Origin of the sequence: Pseudofrankia coriaricola (genome assembly GCF_001854805.1) — a bacterium.
Classification (GTDB): Bacteria; Actinomycetota; Actinomycetes; order Frankiales; family Frankiaceae; genus Pseudofrankia.
The window spans coordinates 1-9,648 of record NZ_MBLO01000256.1 but is presented as its reverse complement, the minus strand read 5'-3'; the positions used below and the strand labels follow the sequence as shown (position 1 = coordinate 9,648).

General features: G+C 74.3%; 4 protein-coding genes. 1 reads left to right on the top strand and 3 read right to left on the bottom strand.

All coding sequences use genetic code 11. The features are described from left to right. The coding region (locus BCD48_RS37075; RefSeq protein ID WP_071053074.1) for a type I polyketide synthase at positions 1–5,659 on the bottom strand (5,659 nt) is incomplete at its 3' end. Between the two features lie 1,383 nt (positions 5,660–7,042). Continuing rightward, positions 7,043–7,876 carry a helix-turn-helix transcriptional regulator gene (locus tag BCD48_RS37070; protein WP_241842294.1) on the bottom strand — a complete coding sequence of 278 codons (834 nt, stop codon included), beginning with the start codon at positions 7,874–7,876 and terminating at the stop codon, positions 7,043–7,045. Positions 7,877–8,657: 781 nt separating this feature from the next. Here BCD48_RS37070 and BCD48_RS37065 point away from each other — a divergent pair. Beyond that, positions 8,658–8,969, top strand: coding sequence for a hypothetical protein (locus tag BCD48_RS37065; protein WP_071053072.1), 312 nt, complete (start codon positions 8,658–8,660; stop codon positions 8,967–8,969). 286 nt (positions 8,970–9,255) lie between these two features. Here BCD48_RS37065 and BCD48_RS54455 read toward each other — a convergent pair. Continuing rightward, positions 9,256–9,648: helix-turn-helix domain-containing protein (locus BCD48_RS54455; RefSeq protein WP_241842293.1), on the bottom strand; the 393-nt coding region annotated here is incomplete at its 5' end.

The following is a 9,648-nucleotide window of genomic DNA, read 5'->3' as shown; positions in this document are numbered from 1 at the left end:
TCGACAGATCCGCCTCCAGGTCCAACCCCGGCTCCAGCATCTCCGCCGGGTAACCCGTCTGCGAACCGATCACCTCCACCACCGTGTCCAGCACCACTGCACGGCCCAGGCCGCGGCTCGCGGACGCGGCGGCCGGTGCCGGCGCACCCAGCGACGGCGGGTCCACCGGGAAGGCCTGCGCGGGGATGACCGGCACGCGCCCGCTCGGCGCGGCCAGTCGCCCGACCTGCGCCGGCTGGGCGGCATCCCCGATCGGCGCGAGTCGCGCGCCAGCCGCGTCACCGAGGCCCGAGAGCGCCGCCGCGCCGAGCGCTACGTCACCCCCGCGGCCCAGGTAGCCGAGCAGCACGTCGCGTTGCGCCGAGACGAGATCACGAGTGGTCCGCAGGAACTCCAGCACCGCGGCGTCCGCCGTCGGATCGGCTGGCGCCGCAAAGACCATCGGCACCGCCGGCGCTGCCGGGGAGACCGCGGACTCGATCGCGAGCCGCGCGGACGGCTTGAGGCCGCCCGCGACGACCCGGCCGTCCGCGGTGCGCACGTATGCGCCGTCGACCAGCCAGCCGGGCCGCCGCGGCGCGTCCGCCGCCGAGACCACCCGCGCGTCCCGGCCGGCGAACAGCGGCGCGATGTCAACGGCGACACCCGCGGCGGTGAGCTCGGCGACGGCGAGCAGCAACCGGCGCAGCCCCGGCTCGCCGGCGACGTCGGTCGCGACCGCGCGATGCGGCCGACCGGCGAGAATCTTGCCGACGAGGCCGGTGAGCACCCGGCCAGGGCCGACCTCGACGAAGGTGCGCACCCCGGCGGCGTACATCGCCTCGACCTGCTCGACGAACCGGACCGGCGCGGCGACCTGGCCGGCGAGCGTCGCCCGGATCTCGGCGGCGGTGTCCGGGTAGGGCGCCGCGGTCGTGTTCGCCCAGACCCTGGCGGCGGCCGGCGAGACCGTGAGCCCGGCGAGGGTGTCGGCGAGCGTGTCGGCGGCGCCGGCGACGACCGGGCTGTGGAAGGCGGCGGCGACCGGGATCCGCTTGGCCGCGAGGCCCGCGGCCGACAGCGCCGTGAGCGCGGCGGCGACGGCGGCCGTGGGGCCGGAGACGACGGTCTGCTTCGGGGCGTTCTGGTTGGCGAGCACGACCTCCGTCGCGCGCCCGCCAGCCGCGTCCAGCGCGGCACGGACGTCGGCGGCAGGCGCCGACACGGCGGCCATCGTGCCCGGGTCCTCTCCCGCCGCCGCGAGGATCGCGGCCGCCCGTGCCTCGGAGAGACCGATCAGGTCGGTCCGGTCGAGCGAGCCGGCGGCGCACAGCGCGACCAGCTCCCCGTAGGAGTGGCCGGCGAGGTCGTCGGCGTGGATCCCGAGTGAGCCCAGCAGCTCGGCCATCGCCAGGCCGGCCAGGCCCAGTGTCGGCTGCGCCGCGCGGGTGTCGGTGATGGCGGCGGCCTGCGCGTCCGCGTCCTCACGGCTGAGCGCGGCCGGCGGGAACATCGTGCCCGCCCATTGCGGCCCGAGCTCGAGCACCTCGCGCAGCCGCGGGAACGCGACGAACAGGTCGGCGAGCATGCCCGGGCGCTGGCTGCCCTGGCCCGGGAACAGGAACCCGACCCGTCCGGGCCCGTTCGGCCCGGCGCCCGTCGTCTGTTCGATGGCTGGCGCGTCCGGGGCGACGAACAGCCCGGCCTTCGGGTCGGACCGCAGCGAGCGCGCCCTGGCGAGCGCCGCCGGCAGCTCGTCGAGCGAGGACACGACGAACGCGAGCCGCGCCGGTCCCGACCGGTCCTCGGCGACGGTGCGGGCGAGGTCGCGCAGCCGCCAGGGGCGGCCCGCGTCCTCGTTCGCCTGGGTGAGCTCGGTCAGCCGGTCGAGGCGCCGGGCGGCCGCGGCGTTGTCGGCGCCGCGGATGACGAACAGCTCCGCCGGCCAGTGCGCGAGCCCGTGCGCCGGCTCGGGGCCACCGTCGTAGGCGGACAGCACGACGTGGAAGTTCGTCCCGCCGAACCCGAAGGCCGACACCCCGGCGTGCCGCTCGCCCGCCGGCGTGGCCCAGGGCCTGGCCGCCCGGTCGAAGGCGAACGGGCTGCTGGCCCGGTCGTAGGCCTCGTTGGGCGTCTCGATGTGCAGCGTGGGCGGCCGCACCCCGGCGGCCAGCGCGCGCGTGGCCTTGATCAGCCCGGCCATGCCCGCGGCGCACTTGGCGTGGCCGATCTGGGACTTGACCGAGCCGACCGTGCAGGAGCCCGGCTCGGCGCCGTGCTGGGCGAACACCTCGGTCAGGGTGGCGAGCTCGGTGCGGTCGCCGACGACGGTGCCGGTCGCGTGCGCCTCCACCAGGCCGACCTCGGACGGGGAGATCCCGGCGCGGCTGTAGGCGCGTTCCAGCGAGAGCACCTGGCCCGCGCGGCGCGGCGCGGTCAGCCCCAGCGCGCGCCCGTCGGAGGAGCCGGCGACCGCCTTGACGACGGCGTGGATCCGGTCTCCGTCGCGCTCGGCGTCGGCGAGGCGCTTGAGCACGACTACCGCGACGCCCTCGCCGAGGGTGATGCCGTCGGCGGAGGAGTCGAACGAGCGGCACCGCCCGCTGGGCGACAGGGCGTGTACCGAGGCGAACATCAGGAAGTCGTTCAGCCCGTTGTGGGTGTCGACGCCGCCGCAGAACACCATGTCCGAGTTGCCGGCGATGAGCTCCTTGCACGCGGCGTCCAGCGCGGCGAACGACGACGCGCAGGCGGCGTCGACGGTGAAGTTGGCGCCGCCGAAGTCCAGCCGGTTGGCGACCCGGCCGGCGATGACGTTGGCCAGGATGCCGGGGAACGAGTCCTCGTCGAGCTCGGGCAGGTGCTCGTCGAGCTCGGGCGGCAGGTCGCCGACGAGCGCCCGGTAGCCGGCCCGCAGGCCGTAGGCGCCGGAGAGGTCCGCGCCTGCCTCGGCGCCGAACACCACCGAGGTACGGGAGCGGTCGAAGGGGCGCTGGTCGTAGCCGGCGTCGCGCAGCGCCCGCGCCGACACCTCCAGGGCGAGCAGCTGGCCGGTCTCGATGCTGCGCAGCGAACGCGGCGGGATTCCGTATGCCAGCGCGTCGAAAGGGATAGGCGGCAGGAAGCCGCCCCATTTCGACGGGGTCAGCTTTCCGGCGTCCTTGACGAATGCGTCCGGCGAGTAGAAGCGATCGGCCTCGAACCGGTCGGCGGGCACCTCGGTGATCGCGTCAACCCCGCCGACGATGTTCGCCCAGAACGTCTCCACGTCCGGCGCGCCGGGAAACACCCCGGCCATGCCGATGATCGCGATGTCGGCCGGCCGGGCCGTCTCGCGGACCGCCGCCACCGACCGCGCCGCGGCCGCGCGCCGCGCGGAGACCAGGTCCGCGGCCGGGGCCTCGCCGCCGGCCGGGTGCTGCTCCGGAATGCCCCGGGTGGCCGTGACGGCGGCGGTACGGGCACCGTCGGCCGCGATGCCGAGCTGGGCGGCCCGGCGCGCGAGCGCGTCGCCCGCGCCGGCGGTCACCTGCTCGTGCAGGGCCGCGATCGACGTCCGCTCGGCGCGCAGCGCCGCCACCTGGCCGATCATGAACATGCCCTCGGCGGCCTGGGCGTCCTCGTCGACCGCCACCAGCGCCCCGCCGTCCCGGCGCACACCCTTGCTGGCGATGCGCAGGCGGCCGAGGTTGAGGCCCTCCAAGGCCGCCCACATCTCCTGGCGGCTGTGCCCCGCGGCGGCGAGCTCGACACGGGTGGCCAGGAACGTGTCGACGAACGGCGAGCGCACGCAGCGGGTGGCATGCCCGGGCGACGTCTCCAGCAGCACGGTCTCCTCGCAGCGCACCGCCGCTTCCTGGAAACCGGGCTGGATCGCGCCGCTCGCCACCGCCTCGGCGGTGAACATGTACGCCGTGCCCATCAGGGCGCCGATCTTCGCGCCGCGCGCCGCCAGCGGGGCGGCGACCGCGGCGACGGCCGCCGCCGACGCCTCGTCGTGCACGCCGCCGGCGAACAGCAGGTGCAGCTCCTCGAAGAAGCCGCCGCCCAGCCGCTCGCCCGCCGCGAGCAGCGCGCCGACCTGGGCCTCCCAGAGCGCGAAGCTGGCCCGGGGGCCGACGTGACCGCCGCACTCCCGCCCCTCGAAGACGAACTTGCGGGCGCCGTCGGCGACGAACCGGTCGAGCAGGCCGGGGGACGGGACGTGCAGGAACGTGTCGATTCCGGCGGCTTCCAGCGGCGCGGCCTGCGACGGGCGGCCACCGGCGATCAGCACGCACGGGGGGCGGACGGCGAGCACCGCGTCCAGCTGGGCGGCGCGCACCTCTGCGGGGGCGAAGCCCAGGACGCCGACGCCCCAGGGGGCGTCGCCGAGCTGCTCGGCCGTCTCCGCCAGCAGCCCGCGGGACTGCTCGCCGGACAGCAGCGCGAGCGCGAGGAACGGCAGCGCACCGCCGTCGGCGACGGCCTTCGCGAACGCCGGGATGTCGCTGACCCTGGTCATCGGGCCCTGCGCGAGCGGGTAGCGCAGGCCGCGGGCCGCGGCGAACGGCGCGCCGGGCTCGAGCGGGCGCAGCCCGGCCGCGCTCGCCAGCTGGTCACGGATCGCGGTGCGCACCGCGCGGACGACGCCGCTCGCGGTGACGTACCGGTCGGCGAGCCCGCTCGCGAACGCGGCGTCTTGGCCGACCGGGAGGAACTGGGCACGCAGGTCACGCCCGCCGAGGCGGGCCGCGGCCTCGGCGGGAGTGAGCGCGCCGTCCGCTGGCCCGCCCGGGGCCGCGGGCAGGGCGCCGTCGCTCGCCACCTCGCCGCCGGTGTCACGAAGATCCGCCTCACCGAGGCCGGCGGCGGCCGCGAGCCCGGCGAGCCGAGCGACCGGCAGGTCGGGGCGGACGTAGACCCGGTGCCCGCCGAGCAGGGTGGTCTCGCTGCCGTCCATCGCCCGCACCGCCGCGGCCACCTCGGCCGCCGTCTCGGCCTCGCGGACCAGGGAGAGCTGGGTGTCCAGGACGACGCCCGCGGCCCCCAGCGCGACGGCGCCGGCCGCCGTGTGCTCGCCGATCCCGCCGGCGGCCCAGAACGGAGCGGAGGTGCCGGCGCGGGTCATCAGGCCCGCCGCGGCCAGGTGCTGGAGCAGGGTGAACGTGGTCAGGTCTCCGACGAACCCGCCGGCCTCGTTGCCCCGGGCCACGACACCGGCGGCGCCGGCGGCGAGCGCGGCCCGCGCGCCGGCCACCGAGGTCACCTCGACGAGCACGCGGCGCGCCCCGGCCGGGCCGGCCGCGCTCGCGACATCCCACCGGGCAGATCCCGGCTGCTCGGCGGCGGGCGCCGCCAGGGCCAGCAGGTCCAGGTCGGCGAGCAGCACGGTGTCGACCTCGGCCGGCAGGTCCTCGGGACGCAGCGGCACGGCCGGGCCCACCCGGACCGCGAAGGTGGTGGGACACCAGCGGGCCGCATCGGCCAGCGCCCGGCGCGCGCGGGCGGCGTCGCCGCCCAGGTCGAGCACGCCCAGCCCGCCGGCGCGCTCCACGGCTGCCACCAGGGCGGCGTTCGGCTCGGCGAACGGCGTCACGACGACGACGAGATCCCGCGTGCCGGCGTGTGCCGGGGCGTCCAGGGCATCCTCCCAACGGGTGGGGCGGCCTGGGTCGAGCTGACTGGAAGTCCTGGTCATCGACTGGTCCTCCTGAGCCAGTGACGCCCGCGGCGACACCGGGGTGCGAGCGGGAGGGGGGCGGGCGTCGCCCCAAGGTGGCGGCCACGCCCCGGGCCACGCCGCGGCGAACGGACAGGTTCGGCGGACGGACCCGGTATGGCCATCATCACCATCTGGGTTTCGTCACCGGCTCGGCGGGTGCCGGCAGGCGCGCACACTCGTGCCGGCGTGCCGGGACGAGTGAGCGCCGGAGCCTTGGTCATCTCGAAAAACAACGTCTCCAAGTGCGGAACTACACCGAGCGCCGTCCATGTCCAGACGCTCCCGGGCCGGGTTTCAAGCTCCTGCGCGGGCACTCACCACGCCGTCGTGGCGAGAGCTCGAGAAGGTGCTCAGAATTATAGCCACACGGATAGCCACGCCGAAACTGCCCCTGGGCAGCGCCGCCCGACGAGGCGGATGTGTGCTGCCCAGAGCATGCCGGTGGGCTCGCCTACACGCCCGCTGACAATGATCGCACCCTTGGCCGCTACACTCAGATACCCCCATTCGGGGGCATGATACGCGACCGCCTTCGGGGTACCGTGGGTGGTCCGCCATCCCTGGGAATCGATGCCGGCGGAACTCTTGCCAATGATTCCGTCCGCATCCATCAAGAACATTCTTTCGCCGTTTCCTGGAGCTTGCTGGCTCGACATCCAGAATGACTCGATGAGCGTCACGTGAAAGCTCGAGTAAATTCATTCATTAAAGCCCCAAAAGGCGCCCAGCGGGAACCGGTCATCCTCCGGGGAGCTAGCCGTCAAAACGGCGGTGCCGAATTAGCGGGTATTCCGGTCCGTCCTGGCGGGATCCGCCCGACGACCGGGCCGCGGCCTGCGCCGGAACGTCCCTTCGGCGTGCGACGCCGATCGGCCCCGTGGTCAGACAGGCCCCTGCCCAGACGGTGTCCGGCACGATCGGTCTAGTCAGGTCGGACGGTTCTCCCCGGCCGTGGGAAGAGGTAAGGCGGCTGTTCACCTGGCGAGCGCGGAGACGTCCCGAAGAGCCGGGACTTTCCAGGCGGCCGCCTTCGGCCGAAGCACGTCTCGTTCGTCCGGATGGGTGCCACGGGCATCACCCTCGCCGGTCGGCACACAGGCAGCGGGCGGCATGCGCCGCGCCGCCGCCGGACCGATTGCCGCCGGCGGGCATCCAGGACGGCTTTCGGCCCTCAGCGCCCGCGGGCGTCCGGCCCGGCCGACGACTCCCGACGGCCTCGGTTCCAGGACGCGCCCGGTGTCGTCCGAGGGCACCCGTCGCGGCCACTGGCCGAGCACCGGCCGCCGCCTGACGCCTGGCACGCCGGCACGGCCACCCGGCGGTCTCGCGGCCAGCGGCCCGGGACGCGCCCGGGGTACGTCAGTCCCGGCCAGGGCCGGCGATGACCGGCGAGGTAGACGGGCCCATCTCGCGCTGCCAGGCCAGGGCCAGCTGAGTCCTGTTGGCGCAGGACGTGGCGACAAGTGCATGCGTCAGGTGGTGCTTGACCGTGTCAATGCTGATGCACAGCGCCTCGGCGACCTGGCGGTTGGAGTGGCCCTCGGCCACCAGCCGGACCACGTCGCGTTCCCTGGCCGACAGCTTCGCGGTGACGGCGGGGCCTGTGTTCGCGCGGACATGGAATCGCAGGAGGTTGCCCAGGTGGCGGCCGAGCACCGCGGCGACCGCGCGGTCGCGCGCCCCGAAGGCGCCGGGCCGTGGGTCCAGCAGGGACACCACGGCACCGATGTTCGCCGGGCCGGCGAGACGCAGGAGAAGTTTGGAGTGGATGCCGTGCGCGCGCAGGAAACGCTCCATGCGCATCCGGATCTCCGGCCGTACCGGGTTGCCGATGTCCTCGAGCGTGACGACACCCCGTTCGTGCATCAGCCGCAGGCTCTCCGGGTCGGAGAACGCCTCGAGCCCGCGATAGCGGTCGAGGAAGGGGCCGGCCATCCGCAGCGCGAGCCCTCGCCCGGCCGGTCGCTGGTCCTGGAACGCCGCCTCGAGCGACGGGCCGAGGAAGAACGCGGAGTTCCGGTAGCCGAGGTGGCGGGAAAGGGCGTCGAGCGTGGCCTCCCGAAACGCCGGCAGCGTAGGGGCCCGTTCGCAGTCCTCGACGACCCGGAGAATGCCGCGCAGTTCGGCCGCGCCGAGCGCGAGATCCCGCGGCGGCTGCGCGGCGCGGGGTGCCAGCTGAGTGCGAGCGGGCATTCCGGCGCCCCCGGGGCCGGTGGCCTGAGCGGGGGTGCTGATTCCGGGGGGCCGCGTGGAGTGCCCGGGGGACGACGAGTTACGCCCGACCGCAGTGTTCCCGATGGGTGCGTTCGCTGGCGCCGTGGCATGCCATCGGGCCGCGGTGTCCAGATGTTGGGCTGGCCCACGCAGGACCGCGGATGGTGTGTCGATTGTCACCGGTCTCGGCTGGCGACGAACCGGAGAGATTCCGCCCATACCGTCCAGAACGGTATCCCTCACGCCATCAAGCATGCGGTCTGCCACGCCCGCCTCCGGATCCGGTCGACACCCTCGTTACTTGTCGGTAACGGCGAAGTCGCCGGAGTATTACCGACCAAGCTGGACATGTTGGGTCAGCGTAGGGCCCCCTTCCGGGGCACGCTAGACGGTGGCCGGGACTTTTTACCTCTTGCCAACTTCAAGGGTCAGTCAGGAGATCCAACTAGGGACTAAAGTCCCGTGAGAGCGCTCTCTATCTATCGATAGTGATCGGATGGTAGCTTTCAGTAGCTGATGATCGCCCCTCTATTACCCGATAGTGCTAGTCACGCTCCGCACACATGGGCCATTTCCGAACTAGGGGCGATAAGTCCACGCCACCCAGCCAATCTCCTTCACACTGTGTAACCGCTAGCTACCGAGGGTACGGAACCCGACGACACGGTCCGCCCGGTCCGATCCGTTCGGTCGGCCGGCGGCGACCGTGCCCGCGCGTCGGCTCGCACCGCCGGCCGCGGCCCGAGAGGGGTGAGCAACGGTGACCATCGGCTCGTCGATCCTCATGATCGTGGCCGGCGCGATTCTCCGGTACGCGGTCACGTGGCACATCCACGGCCTGAACCTGCCAGCGCTGGGGCTGATCCTGGCCATCGCGGGCATCATCACCCTGGTAATACGGCTTATCTGGCTGTTCAACCCGGACCTCGGCGGGCAACGGCCACCGACGGATCCGCCGGCCGAGTTCGGTGGCTGGCCGGTCAGCCGCTCGCCCGCGCCGCCGCGGGGCCAGGCTTCGCCGCCCGCCTCCACCGGCCCCCACGGGTGGCGGCCAGAAGATCACGCTGGGTAGGCAGCCTCCCTGAGCACCGCCGCGCGAGAGCCGCCCGCCTCGCGGACACCCCGAACCGGGCGGCCTCCTGGCACGGTGTGAGACCGGGTCGTTCAGGCGAGAGGCGCGTCCCGGTCCGGCCCATCGACCAGCCACGGACCTGGCGTCCGCCCAGAGCCGCCGGCTCCGTGATCCGGTGGCCGGCCCGGCCGGTCTCGGCCGGCCCGGCCGGTCTGCCAAGAGCACTCCCGGATCCGCCGGGAGCACTCCGCGGGCCCGGTGCGGGACCGACGCCGAGGAGACCGCTTCAGAGCAGGTGCAGGGCACGGGCACGGTGCACCGCGTCCCGTCGCCTGGCCACGTCGAGCTTGCGGTAGATGCTCTTCAGGTGCGTCTTCACCGTGTTGACCGAGACGTACAGCTCGGCGGCGATCTCCGCCGTCGTCAGCATCGTAGGCAGGTAGCTGAGCACCGCCAGCTCCCGCTCGCTGAGTCGATCGGCGCCCCGCCCGGTCCGAGACGGCTGCTGCCGCCCGCCCGGCTCCTTGCCCGCCGGCCGCGGCCGGCCGCCGGGCGACGCGAAGTGGCCTCCGGCAGCCGGCTCGGCCGCCTGGCCGGTCCCGGATGGTCCGGGGACCCGCGGTGCCCGGCTCACGGCGGCGGGCCGGGCGCCGGGCACGGCCAACGGCTCGGGTGAGCG

Excerpts from the sequence above, each read along its gene's own strand:
- BCD48_RS37070 (WP_241842294.1), bottom strand. The coding sequence starts at position 7,876 with ATGCCCGCTCGCACTCAGCTGGCACCCCGCGCCGCGCAGCCGCCGCGG.